Below are 18383 nucleotides of genomic sequence, written 5' to 3'. Positions count from 1 at the left end.
GCGTCGCCGCCCCCACCGCCGCCGAGGGCGCGGGCTTCGGCCCGTCGGGGGACTTGCGATAACGCGAGAACATTCAGGGCACCTTCCGCAACATCAGGTCTTGGCGGCTTCCACCGCGCGGCTGTGGTCGTAGAGCGACTTGGCGAGCTTCTGCAGCTCGCGCCGCAGCGGGTTCTTGGCGGCAGATTCCGACAGGGGCAGGCCGTGGTCGTTGGCCTGCGTGACGGCCACGCCGCCATCGGGCAGCTGAAGCTCGAACTCGATGTCGAGGCTTTCGGCCATGCGCCTGACCCGGCCCTTGGCCGAGAGATCCGTGAAGCGCGGCGCGCGGTTCAGGACGAACCGCAGCTTGTCGTGCGGCAGGCTTTCCGCCTTCAGCGCCCGCACGAGCCGGAGCACGTTCTGCGCCGAGCGGAGGTCGAGCTCCATCATCGCGAAGTAGGCATGCGACCGGGTCAGGACCGCCTCCGTCCAGGAGACCACGGTCGTCGGCATGTCCACCACCACGAAGTCGAAGTTGGCCTGCGCCATGTCGAGCAGCCGTCCGATGTCCTCGGCCGTCACGATGTCGAGCGGGAGCATGTCGGGCGGAGCGGTGAAGACATGCAGCCGGTCGTTGAAGGTGAGCATGGCTTGCAGGAACCCGTCGCTGTCGGCCGCTTCGGTGTCCGACAGGATGTCGAACACGGACTCGCGGCGCGGCAGGTCGAGGTAGGTCGAGACCGCGCCGAACTGGAGGTCGAGGTCGATCAGGCAGACGCGCGGCCCCTCGGTCCTTTCGACGGTGGCCAGTTCCCAGGCGAGGTTGCAGGCGAAGGTCGAGGCGCCGACCCCGCCCGCCATCCCGTGCACGGGCAGCACGATCGCATCGCGGTCGCCCCGGGCCTTGAAGGCCGGCGCATGGGGCAGTCCGGGAGAGGCGGGCGGCGCCCGGTCGGCCTCGGCGGGCGGCGGAGGCGCCTTGCGGATGCGGTCGATCGCTTCGTGCAGCGCGCCCTCGGGCAGGGGATAGGGCACGAAATCGTCGGCCCCGAGCCGCAGAAGCTGGTGCAGCGCGATCGGGCTCACCTGGTTCGCGATGAGGATGACCTTGATCGCCTTTTCCTTGGCGGTGCGGATGATGTCGGTGAGCCGCGCCAGATCGCCCTCGTCCTCGCCGTCGACCGCAAGCGCCACGAATTCCAGCGTGCGCGCCTCGGGCTGGCGGAGGAACAGCCCGGCATCCTCGAAGGAGAGATCGCCCCAGCTCTCGCCGAGTTCGCTCTCCATGTCGTTGATGAGGATCTCGAAGTTCTGAACGTCCCTCGAGATCGTGCAGGCCACGATCGGTGCGGGTTCCGGTTGAAGCGTGGCCACGCTGTTCATCCCAACAAGTCCTTCCCCCTGGCGGGGCCGCAAGGGGCCCTGATCGAACGCCGGCCCCGGCCCCCGCCGGGCCCTGAACGCCCAAAGCTGCGGCAGTCGCCAAACCAGCCGCGTCCGGCCAGACCGACTGTTTCCATTGCGCACAAGGTGCTGCGCAATGGTGGCAGGATTTGGGCTAAAAAAACGTTATTGTTTGATTTGCAGGCGCGGCTGCGGCCCTGCCGCCCGCCGTCCTGCGCGCCCCTTGCCGGGCACGCCGGATGCCCGGGCCTTTCCGACAGGTCGGCCGCAAGACCTGCGCGGACCGCCGTTGCCGGGGCAAGCCCTGGATCGCGCTGGGGAAAGCATCAGCCGTCCGGGGCAACCTGCGTCGCGATCACCCGGTTCCTCGGATGCTCCCGTCTGGCGCCCGCGACATATTCGCGGAAGACCACCGCGGCATATTTGCCGTTCAACGGTGCCCCGCGGCCCGTGACGAAGCCCGACACTTCGGTGACGGTGCGGCGGGTGCGCTCTTCGGGCGCGACGACGGGAATCACCGGCCTTGTTTCCCCATAGGAAACAAGCGCCTCGAGGCGCGCGGGGCTGATGCCCTGCGAGGCCAGATAGGCCACCACCGCCTTCGCCCGGCGCAGCCCCAGCCCCTTGTTGTAGCGCTCGGAGCCCACGAGGTCGGTGTGGCCATAGACCCGGAAGCGCACCTCGGGGAACTGCCGGATCCAGTCCGCCTGCTGGCTCAGCGTGGCCTGTGCCTCCGGCGTCAGGACGGCACTGTCGAAGGGGAAGGTGATGGTCGGCTCGACCTCGGAGGCGAACCGCTGCCCCAGCGCCTGCGTCGCGCTCACCGCCCCCATCTGCAGCAGCGAGTTGTTCATCGTGGCATTGCCGAAGGTGCCGTCGTTGATCTCGGTCGAGACCGGCTGGTCGCCGCAGGCTGCCAGCGCCAGCGCCAGCGGCAGGGCGAGGAGAGGGGCACAGGGCTTCCGCATCGGGTCACTCCATCACATAGCCGTAGGAGCCGCTGAAATCCTGCCGGGCGACCTCGGCCGCCGCTCCCCGGCCGGTGACGCGGCCGAACAGGAAGAGGTCCTTCTCGGACGGCAGTTTCACCCGGTCCGTGGGCAGCGCCAGCGCCTCGCCCCGGGTGGGGGTGACGAGATGCGGCGTGACGATGATGACGAGCTCGCTCTGCGAGCGCTGGTATTCGGCGCTGCGGAAGAGGGCGCCGAGGATCGGGATGTCGCCCAGCCACGGCACCTGGCCGTTGAGGTTGCGGAAATCATCCTGCAGGAGGCCGGCGATGGCGAAGCTCTCGCCGTCGCGCATCTCGACGGTCGTCGAGGTCTCGCGCCGCTTGAAGGCGTTGATGGTGAAGCCCGAGCTTTCCAGCGTCACGGCATTGTCGATCGAGGAGACGGCCGCATTGATCATCAGATTGATCTGGTTGCCGTCCACCACGACCGGGGTGAAGTTCAGCTCGACGCCGAAGGGCTTGTATTCGATCGAGATCTTCTCGTCGCCGCTGGCCACCGGGATCGGATATTCGCCACCGGCGAGAAACTTCGCCTCCTGTCCCGAGAGGGCGGTGAGGTTCGGCTCGGCCAGCGTCCGCACCACGCCCTTCGATTCGAGCGCCTCGAGCAGCACCTGAAACTCGAGCGCGCCGACCGAGAAGCCGAGGCTCAGCAATCCATTGCCTGAGGTGCTGATCGGATCTCCCGAAGGCGGAATGCCGTTCTGCAGCAGCGTCCCCGTGCCGCCGATCACCGAGCCCGATCCGTTGCGGGCGTAGATCGACGAGCCGAGGCTCTTGGCAACCGAGCGCTGCATCTCGGCGAAGCGGACCTTCAGCATGACCTGCTGCGTGCCGCCGACACTCATCAGGTTGGACACGCGGTCGGGCGCATAGCGGTTGGCGAGATCGAGCGCGCGGTCGAGCTTTTCCGTGCTTGTGACGGTGCCGGACAGCACGATCCCGTCGTTGGCGGTGCGGACTTCGATATTCTCGCCGGGCAGGATCTGGCGCAGCCGCTCCTTGAACTCGGCCACGTCGGGCGTGACATGCACATCCACGTTCGAGATCAGCCGCCCGTCGGCCCCGAGAAGCGTGAGCGTGGTGCGGCCGGGCGCCTTGCCGAGGACGTAGATCGAGGTCTCGGACAGGGTGGAGATGTCGGCGATGCCGGGATTGGCGATGGACAGCTCGGCGAAGGGCCGGTCACTTTCCACCACCACGGCGCGGTTCATCGGCACATTCAGCGCGCCCGAGGCCGAGCCCTCCATGACGCGCAGGGTCTGCGCCGCCGCGGGGGTGAGCACCGTGCCCGCCGCGAGCGCGAGGACCGCCAGCCCGGCCCGGAATAAGTCCTTCGTGCTCATCTGCCCTGCCTCTCATGTCCGCCTCAGCGCAGGTCTTGACCGCCCGCTCTGGAGCGAGGATGCCGTATCCCCGAAATCGACGCAATGTTCATGGGCTTGCAGGCCGGAGTGAATGTTGACAACCGGCAACACCGCAGGCCCGCGGTCCCGGCGCGCAAAGCCGCTGCCCGGCGCGCGGGAGCGGCTTGCCGTGGGATGCACCCGGCCGCGATGGCTGCGGCAGAGGACCGCCCCCGGCTTCTCACGGCGACGCCCGTCAGTTGGTGCAGGGGATGCTTTCCATGATTTCGGCCCCGCGCCGGGTGCGCACGGTGCAGGCCGGCTTTTCCTCGACTTCCACGACCTTGTCGGGCTCGCCGATCAGGTTCCGGGTATCGACGGGGGTGGCCGTGGCCTCGGTCGTGTCGTCGCGTCCCACAAGGGACAGCGAGAGCCGGCCGGTCGCCTGCGCCTGCGCGAGCCGCGCCACCTGCTGCGGCGACACTTCCACGGTGACGGTGCGCGCGATGATGGCCGAGGTGGCCAGATCGGCATTGGCGGTCTGATCGACCGCGAGGATAGGAATGGTCTTCTCGATCAGCCGCGTCGTTTCGCCGCCGCTGGCGGAGCCCGTCCAGTAGACATCGACCCGGTCGCCGGGCTGCAGGAAGCCGGAGACGCCCGAGGCCACGTCGACCTTGATCGCGAAGGCCCGCATTCCGCTCGCCAGCCGGATGCCGGCCTCGATGCCGGGCTCGGTCACCTTGACGCCCAGTACCGGCTCGAACTTCTCCATCTGGCGCAGGACGTAGCGCGGCTTCGCCGGGTCGGGGAAGAGGTCGCTTTCCTTCTGGAAGATCGTCTCGGGCAGGGTGTTCGCGGGCCACATGACGGTGCGGACATCCGCGCGGGTGAGGGGAGCACCGTAGTTGAGCGGCTTGTTCGTCACGAAGATTTCGACCATGGGGCCGAGCTTCTTGCGCGCGGCGCGCTCCTTCTCGAGCGCCATCTGCGTCTGGCTGATATAGCCCTGCGCCATATAGACGGCGAAGCCCGCAAGGGCGATGCCGATCAGGAGGACGAAGGCGAAGACGAGACGCATGAGCTTGTTCCGGAGTCGAGATTGTTGGAGGCGGGAACTGCAAAAGCCAATGGGCGCGCGATAACGAGCTTAATCGCCCGATAGACTGGTCACGGTTGCGACCAGCCGGGCGGCAAGGGCCTGAGCGACCCCGGATGAGGAGGTGTAAACCGGGATCGTCACCAGGAGGCACAAGCCGATGATGGCGGCGGTCAGCACGATCCAGTCGACCGTGACCGCGCCGTCCTCCGCTTTGACGAATGGATTCAGCAGATAGAATGCCCATCCGAGCATGTGCCAAGCCTTCCACACTATGGTGTCCCGATGGGCCCAGCGGCCATGCGCGGCGTGCGTAAAGCCGCCGCGCACTTACGGACTCGTCGACTGACGTGAGTATCACGCGCGGACTGCTCAGCGCAGGCCAAGACACGATACGTCACTGTCAGGAAGGTGCGCGCTTTCCTTCGCCTGGAGTGCGGAAGGGCTTATTACTCTTCGTCCGTAGCGGTGGCAGCAGTCGTCATCGTGGTGCCGAGATCCGAGGTGAGAGTAGTTGCCGCGTCGCGCAGGCCGCCCGCCACGGTCGTCACCACGGCAATGCCGAGGCCCACGATGGCGGCGGTGAGCACGACCCAGTCGACGGTGACGGCGCCGTCTTCGTCGTTGCGGAAGGTCTTGAAGATGTTCAGCAGTTTCATGGCAGCAGCCCTTGCTTGAATGAACCCTATCGCCGGAGGGGCGGGATGGTCTTTTCCGGATTGTCCGGTCGGATGTCCGCTTCGGCATGGGCCGACTAAGCCCTTCGAATGTGGCGGCACTTTGGTGCCGGGTGGGTTTTTTGGGGAAAGAACGGAGAGGGGGGCCGCCCTTCCGTATCGCCTTCCGCACGAAAGAAGGGGGTGCCGCGTCCGGCGCGCCGGCCCGGAACTGTGGGAAATGGGTCCTATTTCCGGCAAATCTCCCGCGGCCCGGCCGCGATCTGTCGCTCGACCGGCGGGCTTCGCCTAGTCTTGCCGGAAAACAAGGGCAAGCGGGCAGCTTTCCGATGCGGACCTGGACAGGCGTGCTGATCCTCGCCCTGGCATGCGCGCCGGGGATCGCCGTGGCCGAACTCGGCCCCGGCGGGGACTTCACCTTCCGCCGGGTGAAGCCGCCGGGGGGCGGCGCGGGCAAGCGCATCACCGTCCAGATCGATCCGGCCGAACAGGCGCGCTGGCTCGCGGCGCTGCCGAAGGTCGAGCCGAGAAAGCCCGACGCTCCGCCCTCTGCCGCGCCCGTTCTGCCCGCCGCGCCCTGGCTTGAGCCGGGGCCTGCGCCGCAGGGCACCTCTTACGGATGGTTCTGGGAGAGGGTGCCGGTGGCGCTCGCCGCCGTGCAGGGGCGCTTCCCGCTGGCGCTCGCGAGCCTTTCGCAGGGGCCGAATGGGGCCACGGTCCGCGCGCCGCGGATGCAGCACCTGCAGCAGATCGCCGAACGCCACGGGCTCGAGATCCTGAAGGCCACGCTCGGCACCCGCGTCTCACCGGCGCTGGTGCTCGCCGTCATCGGCATCGAGAGCGGAGGCCGGGTCGATGCGGTGAGCACGGCCGGCGCGCGGGGGCTGATGCAGCTCATTCCCGCCACCGCGCAGCGGTTCGGCGTGACGGACGTGCTCGACCCCGCCCAGAACATCCGCGGCGGCGTGGCCTATCTCGACTGGCTGATGGGCGAGTTCGGAGGAGATCCGCTGATGGTGCTCGCCGCCTACAATGCGGGCGAGGGGGCGGTGAAGGCGAACGGCGGGGGGCCGCCCTATGCCGAAACCCGGGATTATGTGCCGAAGGTGCTCGCCGCCTGGCAGGTCGCGCAGGGGCTCTGCCTCACGCCGCCCGAGCTGGTCTCGGATCCGTGCGTCTTCCGCATCCTCTCCGCCGGGCTCTGAGCCTCAAAGCGGAAGCGCAGGCCGCACCGCCGGTCGCGGAGGCGCCCCGGCAAGAGCGCCTCAGACGGCGAAGACGTCCGCCCATTCCGGGTGGCGCTGGCGCTGCGCATTGACGAAGGGGCAGAGCGGCACGACCGTGAAGCCCTCGACGCGGGCATCGGCTACCAGCCGCTCGACCAGCGCCCGCCCGGCGCCGGTTCCGCGGAAGCTGTCGGGAACGCCGGTGTGATCGGCGATGATCCGTGTGGGCGAGAGGACGGACCAGGTGAGTTCCGCCTCCTCGCCGCCCCGGCGGATCACATAGCGGCCCCTGGCGGGGCCGCTCTCGCGCTCGATGACGAACTCAGTCAACGATGGTGGCCTCGGTCGCGGCCCGCAGCTCGGCCTCGGTCACGCCCTCGGCGCATTCCACGATCCGGAGCCCGCCTGGAACGACATCCAGCACCCCGAGGTTGGTCACGATCCGGTTGACCACGCCCTGACCCGTCAGCGGCAGGGTGCAGTGTTTCAGCACCTTCGACTCGCCGTGCTTCGAGGTGTGGTCCATCACCACCACCACGCGCCCGACGCCCGCCACGAGATCCATCGCCCCGCCCATGCCCTTCACGAGCTTGCCCGGGATCATCCAGTTCGCCAGATCGCCGTTCTCGGCCACTTCCATCGCGCCGAGGATCGCCATAGCGATCTTGCCGCCGCGGATCATGGCGAAGCTCTGGGCACTGTCGAAATAGGCGGTCTTGGGCAGTTCGGTGATGGTCTGCTTGCCCGCGTTGATGAGGTCGGCATCCTCCTCGCCCTCGAAGGGGAAGGGGCCCATGCCGAGCATGCCGTTCTCGGATTGCAGCGTCACCTCGATCCCGTCGGGGATGTAGTTGGCCACCAGCGTCGGGATGCCGATCCCGAGGTTGACATACCAGCCGTCCTGAAGCTCCTGCGCGGCACGTGCCGCCATCTGGTTGCGATCCCAGGCCATGTTCTCTCTCCCCCTCAGGCGCGCTTGCGGACGGTGCGCTGTTCGATGCGTTTCTCGTGCTGCCCTTGGATCAGGCGATGCACATAGATCCCCGGCAGGTGGATCGAGTCCGGCTCGAGGCTGCCCAGCGGCACGATCTCCTCGACCTCGGCCACGCAGACCCGCCCGCAGGTGGCGGCCGGCGGGTTGAAGTTGCGCGCGGTCTTGCGGAAGACGAGGTTGCCCGAGGGGTCGGCCTTCCAGGCCTTGACGATCGAGAGATCGGCCACGATCCCGCGCTCGAGGATGTAGGTCTCGCCGTCGAACTCCTTATGCTCCTTGCCCTCGGCGATCACGGTGCCCACGCCCGTCTTGGTATAGAAGCCCGGGATGCCCGCGCCGCCCGCCCGCATCCGCTCGGCCAGGGTTCCCTGGGGATTGAACTCGAGCTCGAGTTCGCCCGAGAGATACTGCCGCATGAATTCGGCATTCTCGCCCACATAGGAGGAGATCATCTTGCGGCCCTGCCGCGACTCGAGAAGGACGCCCAGACCGAAGCCGTCGACGCCCGCATTGTTCGAGGCGACGGTGAGGTCCCTGGTGCCCGCCTCGCGGATTGCCTGGATCAGCAGCTCGGGGATGCCGCAGAGACCGAAGCCACCGGCCGCGATCAGCATCCCGTCGAACAGCAGCCCGTCCAGCGCGGCGGCCGCGCTGTCATAGACCTTCTTCATGGAGACCTCCCGAAATTCCTCGGGGGAATTTGTGGCCGAGCCTCCGCAGCCTGTCAATCGCCGCGCTGCGGCGTCAGGCCGCGGATCGGGCCCCTCCGGCGGCGTCCGGCCCCCGGCGACCGATCGGCCGACAGGCGGGGTGCGCCACTTTTCCCTTGCCGGTTCCGGGTGCGCGTCCTATCCGGCAATCGGGGCGGGCATGGCGGAAGTGGTAGACGCAAGGGTCTTAAACACCCTGTCCTCTGGAGTGCCGGTTCGATCCCGGCTGCCCGCACCAGCGCCCGAGCCGCCGCGACGGCTCTGGCACAGAGACCCGTGAGGGGGTCACGGTGCGGATCCGGAAGAGGGACTGGAGGGCAGGGGCGGTCCCCGGCCTGCAAGTCCGGGAACGGGCTCCTCACGAGGATGCGGTCGGGCGCTGAAGCGGGAGGCTGCGCCCCGGCGTGTGCTGGCGCCGGGCCGAGGCCCCCGATGCCCGAACAGGAGAACTCCCTCCGCAACTTGCGCAGCGGGGCCGCGCAGATGAGAAAGCGTCGTGCGCGTGGGGCCGGTTCTCGGCCATAGTCGGTGCGTGAGGATCCATGGATAGACAAGCCCCCCTTCGGCTGACTGTGCCCCTGAACGCCCTGCGCGCCTTCGAGGCCGCGGCACGCCATCTCTCGATCAAGGAGGCGGCGCTGGAGCTTGGCGTCACCCCTTCGGCCGTCAGCCATCAGCTGCGCGGGCTCGAGGATGCGCTGGGCCTGACCCTGATGCGGCGGGTCGGTCCGGCGCTCGAACTGACCGAGGCCGGTGCGAGACTGGCCCCCGATCTGAGCGCGGGCTTTTCCCGGATCAGCGCAGCGGTCGGCGGGCTCCGGCAGGATCGGAGCGCGGGCGCCTTGCGCCTGTCGATGCTGCCGACCTTTGCCGCCCACTGGTTCTCGCCGCGGCTGACGCGCTACCCGTTCGAGCGCACCGGGTTCGATCTGCTGATCTCCACGACGCAGGAGACGGTGGATCTTTCGGCCGGAGCGGCCGACGCGGCGGTGCGGCACGGGCAGGGCCACTGGGATGGGCTGCGGGCGGACCTGCTGTTCGACGAAACCGTGAGCCTGTTCGGCGCGCCGCCCATGGGCAGGGACGGCCCCGAGGACATCCGGGCGCAGATCTCGCGCATGCCCCTGTTTCTCTCGCAGCATCGGAAAGAGAATTACGCGCGGTGGAATGCGACCCTGCCGGGCGGGCCGATCCGGCCTGCAGCCGTAATGATGGTCGATACCGCGGGGCTTGCCTTGCGCGCGGCCATGGACGGGGCAGGGGTGGCTCTGGCAGGCGTGGAGATCGCCTCTTTCGATGTCGGGGCCGGGCGGCTGGCGCAGCTCTTTCCGCACCGGGCGCCGACGGGCGGAGGCTACTTCCTCGTCTATCCCGAGGCGCTGGCGCGAGACCGCCGCGTGCGCAACCTGAGCCGCTGGATGGTCGAGGCCTCGGCCGGGGAAAGGGCCCTCGCACAAAGGCAACTGGAATCGGGAGCGGAGTGAGTGAACCCTATTGAAGCGTCTGCGGTCGAAATCCGACGACTTGAGGAAAACGACCGCGCGGCATGGGAAGACCTCTGGCAAGAGAATCTGGACCATTTCTCGGCGCCTGAGCGAGCCCGAGCGGACATGCCCCTCATCTGGCAGCGCCTCATGGATGAAACTGCGCCGCTTCTCGGCTGGCTGGTTCTCCGACAGGGGCGGGCGGCCGGGCTGGCGCATGTGATCCTTCGCCAGCACAGCTTCAGCTCGGCAGAGGTCGCGATCCTCGAGGATCTCTGGATCGCGCCTTTTGCGCGGCGTCACGGGTTGGCGGAACGGCTTGTCGAGCGACTGGTTCGGGGGGGGCGTGAGCAGGGCTGGCGCCGCATCGAATGGGAAACCGGCGCCGAGAATCTGGTCGCGCAGCGCCTCTATGACCGGATTGCCACCCTCGATCCGGTCAGACGGTACCGGATCGACCTAGAGTGAGCGGCGTCGGGTCAGCTCGATCCGGAAACTGTCCCAGGGCGCGGGGTCGGCGATCGACCGATACAGCCGTTTCGCCGTCACGTTATCCTGCGGCACCAGCCAGCGCAGATGGGTCCAGCCGCGCGCCGCGCCGATCTCGGTCAACTGGCCGATCAGGGCGCGGGCAAGGCCGCTTCCGCGGGCCTCGGGCAGGACGAAGAGGTCGTCGAGCTGCCCGGCGCGGCCTCCCGAGATGATTTCGGGCAGGTCGAAGGCCAGGGCAAAGCCTGCCAGCACGCCGCCGCAGTCCGCCCCGAGAAGCAGCAGATCCGGCTCGGCGATGGCGCGCTCGATCAGAAGGGTGGCCTCGTCCGGCGTCATCGCTTGGGCCGGTCCGCCCATGGCCCTCCGATAGGCCGTCATCAGATCGGCAAGGCGTGGAGCGTCTGCGGCGCAGAGGGGCCGGATCGCCGGCAGGTTCACCATCCGCCGGTCCTGACCCACTCCGCCATCATCTCCATGCGGTCCCAGCCCCAGAAAGGCTCTTCATCGACGAGGAAGAAGGGAGAGCCGAAAATGCCCCGGGCCACCGCGTCCTCGCCGATCTTCCGCACCTTTTCTTTCAGCGCGGGCTCGGCGATGCCGGCCAGAAGGGCCTCGGGCTCAAGGCCGAACTCCGGGACGAGCCGAGAGACGGCTTCGGGCGAGGCGGTGTCGAGACGGTCGGTGAAATACAGGGCAAAGACCCTCTGCGCGAAGGCAGCGGCAAGGTCGGGGCGCCGGGCCTCGATCCAGTAGAAGGCGCGCGTCGCCGCCAGGGCGACACGCGGATGGTCGGCGGGCGGGCGGAAGGTCAGGCCCTGATGCCGCGCGATCCGGGCCCAGTCGCGCTGCGCATAGTCGCATTTTAGCGGCGTCGAGGACAATCCGCGGGCCCCCGTCACGCTGAAGGCGGTGCCCAGCATGTAGGGCCGCCAGAGCACGCTCCGGCCCAGCTCTGCCGCGACCGCCTCGATCCGCTGCGCCGCAAGGAAGGCGTAACCGGACGAGAAGTCGAACCAGAACTCGATGGGGCTCATGTCTCCTCGCCCTCCCAGTAATCGACCGCATCCGTGGTGCGGAACGAGGCGGCGACCCGCCGTCTTGCCTTGTCGCCTCCGGGCGCGGCGCCGGCGAAGACGGTCAGCTTGCCGCTGTCGGGATAGGTCATCACATCCGGCTCGCGCATGGTGCTGACCGCGACATATCGCAGAGGTTCGGTTCCTGTGGCGATCAGTTGATGGGCCGTCTCGGCCCCGCCCGCGGGGCAGACCGCCACCATGCCGGCGGCTATCGGATACCGCTCGGGGCCGAACCGCAGCTCCCCGGTGCCCGAGAGGATGACGAACAGCTCGTCATTGGCGTGATGGGCATGGAACGGCCAGGCCGCCTTGCCCGGCGGCACCTCCACCAGCCGCGCGCCCAGATGCGTCGCGCCGAGAGGGGCGGCGATGGCAGCCATGGCGGCATGAAAGCGGGTGCCTTGGGTCTGCGGCGACAGATCCAGATCGTCGAGGGTGACGACGGGGCTGCGTGGCATGCGATCTTCGGTCATTCGGGGTCCTCCTGAGGGAAGAAAGCGCCGATCCGTGCGCTCCTGCAATTGAATTGGCTTCAGGTGCGCCGGTGCAAAGCTCAATTGAAGCGACGGTCCCTTCGCAGGAAGCTGCTCTCCCGAAGCCGGACCTGAGACGCATGTGGACATCCCCGCTTTACCGCTGGAGACCGGACGCCGCGCCCCCGCGGCCGAAGCCCCAACGGCCCGCCTCGGCTGCGCCTGACGAGCGCATCGAGGTGGCGGCCGCAGACGGCTATCCGATCAGGGGCGGGATCTGGCACGCCGATGCCGGTCCTGTCGTGGTAATCCATGCCGCCACGGCGGTGCAGGCGCGTTATTACGCCCGGTTCGCGGCCTGGCTGTCCGGGCAGGGGGCGACGGTCCTGACCTTCGACTATCGGGGGATCGGAGAGTCCCGCTCCGTGCCGGTGAAGGATCTGCGGGCGGGGTGGGTCGACTGGGGTGTCCTCGATGCGGAGGCGGTGCTCGCCCATGCCGGCAGGCGCTGGCCGGATCGGTCGCTCTGCGCCGTGGGCCATTCGATCGGCGGCTTCGCCCTGGGCCTCGCGCGCAGCGCGGCGCGGCTTGAACGGATCGTCACCGTGGGCGCGCAATTCGCCTACTGGCGCGATTACGACCCCCGCAGGCGGCGCGCCATGCTGCTCAGATGGCATCTCTTTGTGCCCGCCGTCACGCGGCTCTTCGGCTATTTCCCCGGCGCTCGGCTTGGATGGCTCGAGGATGTGCCGCGCGGCGTGGTGCGCGACTGGAGCCGGATGGGGCCGCGGTTCGAGACGAGTGTCCGCTCCGCCCTGGAGCCGGCAGACCTGGCCGCGCGTCATGGCGCGACCCGGGCGCGGCTTCTGGCCATCGGGTTGACAGATGACCCGTTCTGCACCGAAGCTGCGGGGCAGCGATTGCTCGGCTACTATTCCGGGGCGGATCGGACCCATCTGCGGATCGCGCCTTCGGAGATCGCTGTGCCCGGGATCGGGCATTTCGCCTTCTTCCACGCCCGTTTCGCACAGACGCTCTGGCCGCTTGCCGCCGCATGGCTGCTCTCCGGTCGCCTGCCCGAGGAGGCGCCGGGGCGGATCGTCTTTCCGGCGGGCTGACCGCAGGCTTCTTTCAGCAGGATCCCCATGAACGACCGACTTTTCGTTGTGACCGGCGGCCCCGGATCGGGCAAGACGACGCTTCTGTCCGCGCTGGCACGGCGTGGCCTTGCAACGATGCCCGAAGCCGGGCGGGCGATCATTCAGGATCAGACCCGGATCGGCGGGACGGGGTGGCACGGTCAGGACCGGCAGCTTTTCGCAGAGCTCATGCTCGGCTGGGAGATGCGCTCGTGGCACGAGGCGCAGCGGGCCGGCGGTCCGGTGATCTTCGACCGCGGCATTCCCGATGTGGTCGGCTATCTCCAGCTCTACGAGGGGAAGGCGCCGGCGCATGTCCGCGCCGCGGCCGAACTTTTCCGATATCGCCCGACGGTGTTCCTCGCGCCGCCCTGGCCCGAGATCTTCGGCCAGGACGCGCAGCGCGGGCAGGATTTCCACGAGGCCGTTGCCACGGCAGAGGCCATGGAGCAGGCCTATGCCATGGCGGGATACGATCTCTTGCCGCTGCCCTTGACCACGGTCGAGGCGCGGGTGGATTTCGTTCTGGAGGTTCTGGGTCGTTCCGTCTGATCAGGACGCGTCACCCAGATCCAGCTCGCCCCGCAGGACGATGCAGGCGGCCCCGCCGATGGTGATCCGCAGCCCTTCGGCTGTCGTTTCCCAGCCCGCGTGAACCAGCCCGCGCCGGCCCATCTCGACCCCTTGCTCCGCCAGGTAACCACCTCGGGACACCGGGTCGCGATGCGTGGCGATCCACGCGGCGAGGGCACCATTGCCGGACCCACAGACAGGGTCCTCGGCCACGCCCTCACCCGGAGCGAAGGTGCGGAGACGCAGGCGCGGCGTGGCCCCGGTCCCGCTGTCTGCAAAGACCGTGAGCCCCGTCGCCCCGATCCCATGGCAGATCCGCTCGATCCGGCCCGGGTCGGGGCGAAGGTCGGCCAGTGCCCGGAGGTCGTGCAGCTCAAGCAACAGCCATGGAACCCCCGTCGAGACGATCTGATGCGGGCTGTCCGTGAGCCTGTCGAGCGGAAGGCAGATCGCCTCGGCAAGGTCGGCCTTGGGGACCGGCACATCGCGGAATTGCGGCGTCGCCTGCGTCATCGTGTAAAGGCCGCCCTCGATCCGGATCGGAACCAGTCCGATGCCGCATTCCTGCGTCAGGTTTCGGGGCGTTCTGCCTTGCTCGCCGCAAAACGCATGGGCGGCGGCTATGGTCGGATGACCGGCGAAGGGCAATTCGCGCACCGGGGTAAAAATGCGGGCGCGATAGTCTGCATCGCCGGTCGGGCGAAGCAGGAAGACGGTCTCGGAAAGGTTCATCTCACGCGCGACGCGTTGCATGATCCCGGTGGGCAAATCGTCGGCGTCGAAGACCACCGCCGCCGGATTGCCGAGCAGGGGTCGGTCCGAAAAGGCATCGATCTGAAGGATGCGTTTCTTCATGGTCGGTAACGGAAACGGCGGCGAGCGCCATTGAGTAGAGGGCAGGACGGCTCAGGTTCGGCATCATGAAAGCCTCTCCTCGGCTTTCATGGTTTGACGGTATTCCACTTGGAGCCAGTCCATCGGCTGGTGCGCGACATCCGTCGGGGCGGCCGCATGGTCTTCAACCGGATACCGGTCGCCGGCCGTATCGGGGGCGGAGACAAGCAGGATGTGCAGGTCTTCGGGCCCGTTGTTCTGCACCAGATGTCCCAGACCCGGGGGGATTTCCACGGCCTCCCCGACCTTGGCCAGGAGGGTGCGACCCGGGACCTTGAGTGTCATTTCCCCGGCCAGGACATAGAAGATCTGGCGGGAGATCCGATGATAATGTGGTGCTTCGGCACCGCCGGGCGGCAGGCGCTCTTCGCGTAGCGAAAGTTCGGGGCGATCAACCAGTCTCCAGCCGTCACAGCCGTTACCCCAAGGGTAATGGTTCGCGGCCGACGCGCGCAGGGGGCCAGTCATTCCTCGGACCCGTAGTAGGCTTCGCCCAGAAACTGGACGCCTCCGCGAAACCGCATGTGTTCGCAGGCATGCCTGACCCGACCGCCGGCTCGCGACACATAGAAAACCGTCACGGATTGCGCCTCTTCGTCGACGGCGGTTCCGCTCAGTTCGAAATGAAGATCGGGCACGCGTGCCAGAGCGTCGGTCCAATACTGCCGCAGGGCGTCCTTCCCGACGATCTGAGCGTCACCCACCACCTGCTTGGCGAGAGGGCTGATGAAGACGCTGTCTTCGGCGAAGGGAGCGAGAACCGTCTCCACGTCATGCGCGTTCCAGGCAGCGATCCAGTGCCTGGCATGGGTTTCAAGGTCGGTGCGGGAAAGTCTTGTCATCCTTCGGGTATCCCTCTCCGTCCGCTTTGGCGGTACGGGCGGACTGTCATGTGGCAGCATGGCTGCTCGCAACTGAGGAATTTTCCGGAGGTGCTGAGGATTTCGCGGCGACAATCACAAGGAGGAATTCTCAATAGCCGCTGAGGGATCCGAAATTCATGGCTCCGGGCACAAGGTGCAGTCTCTGGGGGATCACACCGGAGGCGACCATGAGCCCGCGATGCATGGCAGATCCAGCGAAAGAGCACGACAGCGATGGTCTTGCATCACGCCCGGCCCGGCTTCCGCGCCGCTTCCGGGCCTTTTACCGCTTGAGCGACGCGGAATTGAAGGATTTGGGAGTGGATCGGCAAAACCTGCCGATCTTCACTCCTGTTCAGGCCATTCGCCGAGAAGACCTGTTCTAGCGCGAAGCGGGAAGGTTCGGGGTGTCATGCAAGCAGATCAGGGCTTGCATCCCGGTCGCGACATGTTTGCGGCGTTATCCATCTGCGCCCATCCATCGAACTGACAGATGGTCAGTGTGCGACCGTTCTCGATCACGCGGCCGACAGCCTCGAGATACTCTCCGTGGCACCCAACCATTGAGTATAGGCTCTCAGTCACACCCCAACTGACTGTAGCCGAGATCGGACCACGAGTGGCTTCTGCCCAAGGCCAGTTTCTGGAGACGGACCGGACCGACCCTCGTTGCGCCGCCTGCTGATTTGCTTCTATCCGGCGAGTGCCGGGCTGATTGCGGATTTGGCAGTCCGCTCGCCCCTTGAAAGGGGCGGGGCAGGTCACTCTGGGCGCAGGCCCGATCAGGCGGCGATGTCCGCGTTTCCCCGCCTCAGCCAATCCCCAGCGCAAGCAGTGCACGGCGGAACTCCGGCTCGCTCAGCACCACTTCGCCCGCGCCGAGCGCCTTGGCGTGGCGGAGGGCGCGGGCCGTGAGAGCCTGCGCCGTCTCGATGGCCCGGGGCAGGGCAAGGCCCCGCCCGAGGCCCGCGACCACCAGCCCGGCAAAGAGATCGCCGGTGCCGGGCAGGGCAATCGGCAGGCGCTCGGTCGGGTGGCGGCTGAGCCCCTCGGGGCCCATCAGCACCGTTTCGAGCTGGCCGGGGCCGGTGTCGTCGAGCACGCAGCCGGTGGCGATCAGATGCGCAGCTTCCGCGATGCGCAGCGCCCCGCGGGCGGCCTGAAGATCGGCCAGCGCGCGGATCTGCTGGCCTGTGAGCCAGCCCAGTTCGAACGGGTTCGGCGTGGCGATGTCGGCCATCGGCAGCAGCCGGTCGCGCATCACGCCGGCGATGGCCTCGGGGACATAGAGCCCGGGGCCGGTGTCGCCCATCACGGGGTCGCAGATATAGCGCAGGCGAGGGTTCGCGGCCTTCGCCTCGGCCACGAAATCCGCCACCATCTCGGCCACGTCGAGGGAGCCGATATAGCCGGTGAGGATGAAGTCCGCCCGCTGGGGCAGCCCGCGTTCGCGGGCGCCCTGCAGCAGATCCGAGAAGAACTCGGGCGGCAGGGCGCGGCCCCGCAGGGTCGGGTAATCGGGCGTGTTCGAGAAGACCACGGTGGGGATCGCCGCCACCTCCAGCCCCGCCGCCTGCATCGGGAACAGGGCCGCGGAATTGCCCACATGGCCGAAGACCACCTGACTCTGGATCGAAATGACGAAAGGGGGGCGTTTCATGCGGTGCCGTCCAGCCTCTTGCTCCAGTCCTCGACCCGGCGGCTTTCGAGCCGCCGGATCGCATACTTGCGCCAGCCCTCGGCCAGCACGTCGAGCGCGGCCATGCCCTCGAGTTCGGCAAGGTTCATCCGGTCGACATAGAGAGCGTGCCAGAGCCGTCGCAGGGTCCAGTCCGGCGCCGGCCGGTCGATCAGCTCCAGCCGGTCGTCGGGGGCGACCGTGCCGGGCTGGAGGACGCGGTAATACCATCCGGTGCGTCCGGTCAATTGCACGCGCCGCGCCATGTCGGGCACGCCGAAGCGGTGGTTGAGTTTCCAGCAGGGCTGGCGCCCCTGCGAGACCTGGACCAGCGCGCTGCCCAGCCGGAAGATGTCGCCCACGGCCACCTCCGCTTCGGTGAGCCCGGCGGTCGAGATGTTCTCGCCGAACCCGCCGGGAGCGAGCAGCGCCGGAAGGTCTCCGAGCTCCGCGCGCCACGTTGCGTAGTGGTCGCGCGGATAGTGATGCACGGCCTTTTCGACTCCGCCATGCACCCGCCGGTCGGCCTGTTCGTCGCTCTCGAAGCCCTCGGGGCCGAGCGTCAGCGGGCGGGTAACGGGCGTCTTGCCGATCCCGCTCGGAACGTCGCTGCCGGGCAGCGGGGCGGCGCGACCGGTCAGAAGGGTGAAGGGCCTCATCCGGGGAACTCCCGCAGCCAATGTCCGAACGCGGCTTGGCCCGAGGTCGGCGGCGCCGGGCCCTGTGCTCTGGCCTCCCGCCGCAGGGCCTCGGTTAGCGCGATGAGATCCGGTTCGACACGGTCGGGCAGCGGGTCCAACGGCTCGATCCCGTGGGGCGGGTCGCCGGCACTCGTCAGAACCGGGGCGAAGGGTCGGGGATCCTCAACGGCCAGATGGCGCAGGATCGGGGCTGATGTCATTACGGTGGCCTCTTGCATCTCCTGCCTCTTTGGCAATTCACTGGCCTGTCTGGAAGTGCCAGTATGAACGAATGAGATAGGCCGGTTTGGACATGCGCGAGCCTCTTGCCCTTGAGATCGAGCCGGGCCACGGCGGGCCGCTGTTCCTCGCCATCGCCGAGGCGATCACCCTCGACATCACCCGCGGGCGGCTGAGGCCCGGAGCGCGGCTGCCCGGCACGCGGGCGCTGGCGCGCGAGCTGGGGGTGCACCGCAACACGGTGGATGCCGCCTATCAGGAGTTGCTGACCCAGGGCTGGCTGCAGGCGGAACCCGCGCGGGGCACCTTCGTGGCGCAGGATCTGCCGCAGGGGATGCTGG

The 18383-nt window shown here is 68.0% G+C and carries 24 protein-coding genes and 1 tRNA gene; 8 read left to right on the top strand and 17 right to left on the bottom strand.

Annotated elements, in window-relative coordinates; genetic code table 11:
• Positions 1-93: 93 nt before the first annotated feature.
• From A9O63_RS01035 to A9O63_RS01010, 6 genes are all read right to left on the bottom strand, one after another.
• Positions 94-1365 carry an AAA family ATPase gene (locus A9O63_RS01035; protein ID WP_069330252.1) on the bottom strand — a complete coding sequence of 424 codons (1272 nt, stop codon included), beginning with the start codon at positions 1363-1365 and terminating at the stop codon, positions 94-96.
• A 347-nt stretch (positions 1366-1712) separates the two neighbouring features.
• On the bottom strand, positions 1713-2354 hold the full coding sequence (locus A9O63_RS01030) for an OmpA family protein (protein WP_069330251.1): 642 nt from the start codon (positions 2352-2354) through the stop codon (positions 1713-1715).
• Positions 2355-2358: 4 nt separating this feature from the next.
• Positions 2359-3744, bottom strand: coding sequence for a type II and III secretion system protein family protein (locus A9O63_RS01025; protein ID WP_069330250.1), 1386 nt, complete (start codon positions 3742-3744; stop codon positions 2359-2361).
• A 256-nt stretch (positions 3745-4000) separates the two neighbouring features.
• Positions 4001-4825 carry a Flp pilus assembly protein CpaB gene (gene cpaB / locus A9O63_RS01020; RefSeq protein ID WP_069330249.1) on the bottom strand — a complete coding sequence of 275 codons (825 nt, stop codon included), beginning with the start codon at positions 4823-4825 and terminating at the stop codon, positions 4001-4003.
• Positions 4826-4894: 69 nt separating this feature from the next.
• The gene (locus tag A9O63_RS01015; RefSeq protein ID WP_069330248.1) at positions 4895-5098 is read right to left on the bottom strand and encodes a hypothetical protein; all 204 of its coding nucleotides are present in this window, start codon (positions 5096-5098) and stop codon (positions 4895-4897) included.
• Positions 5099-5292: 194 nt separating this feature from the next.
• Positions 5293-5502 carry a Flp family type IVb pilin gene (locus A9O63_RS01010; protein WP_069330247.1) on the bottom strand — a complete coding sequence of 70 codons (210 nt, stop codon included), beginning with the start codon at positions 5500-5502 and terminating at the stop codon, positions 5293-5295.
• A gap of 347 nt (positions 5503-5849) precedes the next feature.
• On the opposite strand from A9O63_RS01010, the gene A9O63_RS01005 reads away from it, so the two are divergent.
• Positions 5850-6725 (top strand): lytic transglycosylase domain-containing protein, encoded by an 876-nt coding sequence (locus A9O63_RS01005; RefSeq protein WP_069330246.1) that lies wholly within the window; start codon positions 5850-5852, stop codon positions 6723-6725.
• A 60-nt stretch (positions 6726-6785) separates the two neighbouring features.
• Here the strand turns inward: A9O63_RS01005 and A9O63_RS01000 are convergent, their stop codons facing one another.
• From A9O63_RS01000 to A9O63_RS00990, 3 genes are read right to left on the bottom strand one after another with little or no spacing between them, the layout of a single operon-like run.
• On the bottom strand, positions 6786-7076 hold the full coding sequence (locus tag A9O63_RS01000) for a GNAT family N-acetyltransferase (protein WP_069330245.1): 291 nt from the start codon (positions 7074-7076) through the stop codon (positions 6786-6788).
• Positions 7069-7698, bottom strand: coding sequence for a 3-oxoacid CoA-transferase subunit B (locus A9O63_RS00995; RefSeq protein WP_069330244.1), 630 nt, complete (start codon positions 7696-7698; stop codon positions 7069-7071). The genes A9O63_RS01000 and A9O63_RS00995 overlap by 8 nt, the downstream gene beginning before the upstream one ends.
• Positions 7699-7712: 14 nt before the next feature.
• Positions 7713-8411 (bottom strand): CoA transferase subunit A, encoded by a 699-nt coding sequence (locus A9O63_RS00990; protein ID WP_069330243.1) that lies wholly within the window; start codon positions 8409-8411, stop codon positions 7713-7715.
• A gap of 193 nt (positions 8412-8604) precedes the next feature.
• Here A9O63_RS00990 and A9O63_RS00985 point away from each other — a divergent pair.
• The 3 genes from A9O63_RS00985 to A9O63_RS00975 all read left to right on the top strand — a co-directional run bounded on the left by A9O63_RS00985 (position 8605) and on the right by A9O63_RS00975 (position 10402).
• A tRNA-Leu gene (locus A9O63_RS00985) sits at positions 8605-8688 on the top strand.
• A gap of 304 nt (positions 8689-8992) precedes the next feature.
• On the top strand, positions 8993-9934 hold the full coding sequence (locus A9O63_RS00980) for a LysR substrate-binding domain-containing protein (protein ID WP_069330242.1): 942 nt from the start codon (positions 8993-8995) through the stop codon (positions 9932-9934).
• Positions 9935-10402 carry a GNAT family N-acetyltransferase gene (locus A9O63_RS00975; RefSeq protein ID WP_141703018.1) on the top strand — a complete coding sequence of 156 codons (468 nt, stop codon included), beginning with the start codon at positions 9935-9937 and terminating at the stop codon, positions 10400-10402.
• Here the strand turns inward: A9O63_RS00975 and A9O63_RS00970 are convergent.
• From A9O63_RS00970 to A9O63_RS00960, 3 genes are read right to left on the bottom strand one after another with little or no spacing between them, the layout of a single operon-like run.
• Positions 10394-10867 carry a GNAT family N-acetyltransferase gene (locus A9O63_RS00970; protein WP_069330240.1) on the bottom strand — a complete coding sequence of 158 codons (474 nt, stop codon included), beginning with the start codon at positions 10865-10867 and terminating at the stop codon, positions 10394-10396. The genes A9O63_RS00975 and A9O63_RS00970 overlap by 9 nt on opposite strands.
• Positions 10861-11460 carry a 2-hydroxychromene-2-carboxylate isomerase gene (locus tag A9O63_RS00965; protein WP_069330239.1) on the bottom strand — a complete coding sequence of 200 codons (600 nt, stop codon included), beginning with the start codon at positions 11458-11460 and terminating at the stop codon, positions 10861-10863. Before A9O63_RS00965 ends, A9O63_RS00970 begins: the two co-directional genes overlap by 7 nt.
• Positions 11457-11975, bottom strand: a complete 519-nt coding sequence (locus A9O63_RS00960; protein WP_069330238.1) for a cupin domain-containing protein — start codon at positions 11973-11975, stop codon at positions 11457-11459. The genes A9O63_RS00965 and A9O63_RS00960 overlap by 4 nt, the downstream gene beginning before the upstream one ends.
• 140 nt (positions 11976-12115) lie before the next feature.
• Here A9O63_RS00960 and A9O63_RS00955 point away from each other — a divergent pair, with 140 nt between their 5' ends.
• Both A9O63_RS00955 and A9O63_RS00950 read left to right on the top strand, forming a co-directional pair.
• Positions 12116-13093 (top strand): alpha/beta hydrolase family protein, encoded by a 978-nt coding sequence (locus A9O63_RS00955; protein ID WP_069330237.1) that lies wholly within the window; start codon positions 12116-12118, stop codon positions 13091-13093.
• A 27-nt stretch (positions 13094-13120) separates the two neighbouring features.
• On the top strand, positions 13121-13666 hold the full coding sequence (locus tag A9O63_RS00950) for an AAA family ATPase (protein WP_069330236.1): 546 nt from the start codon (positions 13121-13123) through the stop codon (positions 13664-13666).
• Here the strand turns inward: A9O63_RS00950 and A9O63_RS00945 are convergent, their stop codons facing one another.
• The 3 genes from A9O63_RS00945 to A9O63_RS00935 all read right to left on the bottom strand — a co-directional run bounded on the left by A9O63_RS00945 (position 13667) and on the right by A9O63_RS00935 (position 15423).
• Positions 13667-14542, bottom strand: coding sequence for a PhzF family phenazine biosynthesis protein (locus tag A9O63_RS00945; protein ID WP_069330235.1), 876 nt, complete (start codon positions 14540-14542; stop codon positions 13667-13669).
• Positions 14543-14605: 63 nt separating this feature from the next.
• On the bottom strand, positions 14606-15049 hold the full coding sequence (locus tag A9O63_RS21680) for a cupin domain-containing protein (protein WP_084295495.1): 444 nt from the start codon (positions 15047-15049) through the stop codon (positions 14606-14608).
• Positions 15046-15423, bottom strand: a complete 378-nt coding sequence (locus A9O63_RS00935) for a nuclear transport factor 2 family protein (protein ID WP_069330233.1) — start codon at positions 15421-15423, stop codon at positions 15046-15048. The genes A9O63_RS21680 and A9O63_RS00935 overlap by 4 nt, the downstream gene beginning before the upstream one ends.
• Before the next feature lie 209 nt (positions 15424-15632).
• Between A9O63_RS00935 and A9O63_RS22510 the strand changes: the two genes are divergently transcribed.
• Complete coding sequence (locus tag A9O63_RS22510) at positions 15633-15830, top strand: hypothetical protein (protein ID WP_141703017.1); 198 nt, start codon at positions 15633-15635, stop codon at positions 15828-15830.
• Between the two features lie 425 nt (positions 15831-16255).
• Here the strand turns inward: A9O63_RS22510 and pdxY are convergent, their stop codons facing one another.
• Entirely contained in the window at positions 16256-17104 is an 849-nt protein-coding gene (gene pdxY, locus A9O63_RS00930; protein ID WP_069330232.1) for a pyridoxal kinase, read from the bottom strand.
• Positions 17101-17781 (bottom strand): MOSC domain-containing protein, encoded by a 681-nt coding sequence (locus tag A9O63_RS00925; protein ID WP_069330231.1) that lies wholly within the window; start codon positions 17779-17781, stop codon positions 17101-17103. Before A9O63_RS00925 ends, pdxY begins: the two co-directional genes overlap by 4 nt.
• Before the next feature lie 334 nt (positions 17782-18115).
• Here A9O63_RS00925 and A9O63_RS00915 point away from each other — a divergent pair.
• Positions 18116-18383 (top strand): GntR family transcriptional regulator (locus A9O63_RS00915; protein ID WP_141703016.1); only part of this gene is annotated, 268 nt, incomplete at its 3' end.

The sequence above is a fragment of the Cereibacter johrii genome (assembly GCF_001720585.1).
Lineage (GTDB): Bacteria > Pseudomonadota > Alphaproteobacteria > Rhodobacterales > Rhodobacteraceae > Cereibacter_A > Cereibacter_A johrii.
This window is presented reverse-complemented; position numbering and strand designations above follow the sequence as displayed.

Excerpts from the sequence above, each read along its gene's own strand:
- A9O63_RS01005 (WP_069330246.1), top strand. The coding sequence starts at position 5,850 with ATGCGGACCTGGACAGGCGTGCTGATCCTCGCCCTGGCATGCGCGCCG.
- A9O63_RS01010 (WP_069330247.1), bottom strand. The coding sequence starts at position 5,502 with ATGAAACTGCTGAACATCTTCAAGACCTTCCGCAACGACGAAGACGGC.
- A9O63_RS01015 (WP_069330248.1), bottom strand. The coding sequence starts at position 5,098 with ATGCTCGGATGGGCATTCTATCTGCTGAATCCATTCGTCAAAGCGGAG.
- pdxY (WP_069330232.1), bottom strand. The coding sequence starts at position 17,104 with ATGAAACGCCCCCCTTTCGTCATTTCGATCCAGAGTCAGGTGGTCTTC.
- A9O63_RS21680 (WP_084295495.1), bottom strand. The coding sequence starts at position 15,049 with ATGACTGGCCCCCTGCGCGCGTCGGCCGCGAACCATTACCCTTGGGGT.
- A9O63_RS00960 (WP_069330238.1), bottom strand. The coding sequence starts at position 11,975 with ATGACCGAAGATCGCATGCCACGCAGCCCCGTCGTCACCCTCGACGAT.
- A9O63_RS00965 (WP_069330239.1), bottom strand. The coding sequence starts at position 11,460 with ATGAGCCCCATCGAGTTCTGGTTCGACTTCTCGTCCGGTTACGCCTTC.
- cpaB (WP_069330249.1), bottom strand. The coding sequence starts at position 4,825 with ATGCGTCTCGTCTTCGCCTTCGTCCTCCTGATCGGCATCGCCCTTGCG.
- A9O63_RS00990 (WP_069330243.1), bottom strand. The coding sequence starts at position 8,411 with ATGAAGAAGGTCTATGACAGCGCGGCCGCCGCGCTGGACGGGCTGCTG.
- A9O63_RS00925 (WP_069330231.1), bottom strand. The coding sequence starts at position 17,781 with ATGAGGCCCTTCACCCTTCTGACCGGTCGCGCCGCCCCGCTGCCCGGC.
- A9O63_RS00970 (WP_069330240.1), bottom strand. The coding sequence starts at position 10,867 with ATGGTGAACCTGCCGGCGATCCGGCCCCTCTGCGCCGCAGACGCTCCA.
- A9O63_RS00980 (WP_069330242.1), top strand. The coding sequence starts at position 8,993 with ATGGATAGACAAGCCCCCCTTCGGCTGACTGTGCCCCTGAACGCCCTG.
- A9O63_RS22510 (WP_141703017.1), top strand. The coding sequence starts at position 15,633 with ATGAGCCCGCGATGCATGGCAGATCCAGCGAAAGAGCACGACAGCGAT.
- A9O63_RS00945 (WP_069330235.1), bottom strand. The coding sequence starts at position 14,542 with ATGAAGAAACGCATCCTTCAGATCGATGCCTTTTCGGACCGACCCCTG.
- A9O63_RS00995 (WP_069330244.1), bottom strand. The coding sequence starts at position 7,698 with ATGGCCTGGGATCGCAACCAGATGGCGGCACGTGCCGCGCAGGAGCTT.
- A9O63_RS01035 (WP_069330252.1), bottom strand. The coding sequence starts at position 1,365 with ATGAACAGCGTGGCCACGCTTCAACCGGAACCCGCACCGATCGTGGCC.
- A9O63_RS00950 (WP_069330236.1), top strand. The coding sequence starts at position 13,121 with ATGAACGACCGACTTTTCGTTGTGACCGGCGGCCCCGGATCGGGCAAG.
- A9O63_RS00955 (WP_069330237.1), top strand. The coding sequence starts at position 12,116 with ATGTGGACATCCCCGCTTTACCGCTGGAGACCGGACGCCGCGCCCCCG.
- A9O63_RS00935 (WP_069330233.1), bottom strand. The coding sequence starts at position 15,423 with ATGACAAGACTTTCCCGCACCGACCTTGAAACCCATGCCAGGCACTGG.
- A9O63_RS01025 (WP_069330250.1), bottom strand. The coding sequence starts at position 3,744 with ATGAGCACGAAGGACTTATTCCGGGCCGGGCTGGCGGTCCTCGCGCTC.
- A9O63_RS01030 (WP_069330251.1), bottom strand. The coding sequence starts at position 2,354 with ATGCGGAAGCCCTGTGCCCCTCTCCTCGCCCTGCCGCTGGCGCTGGCG.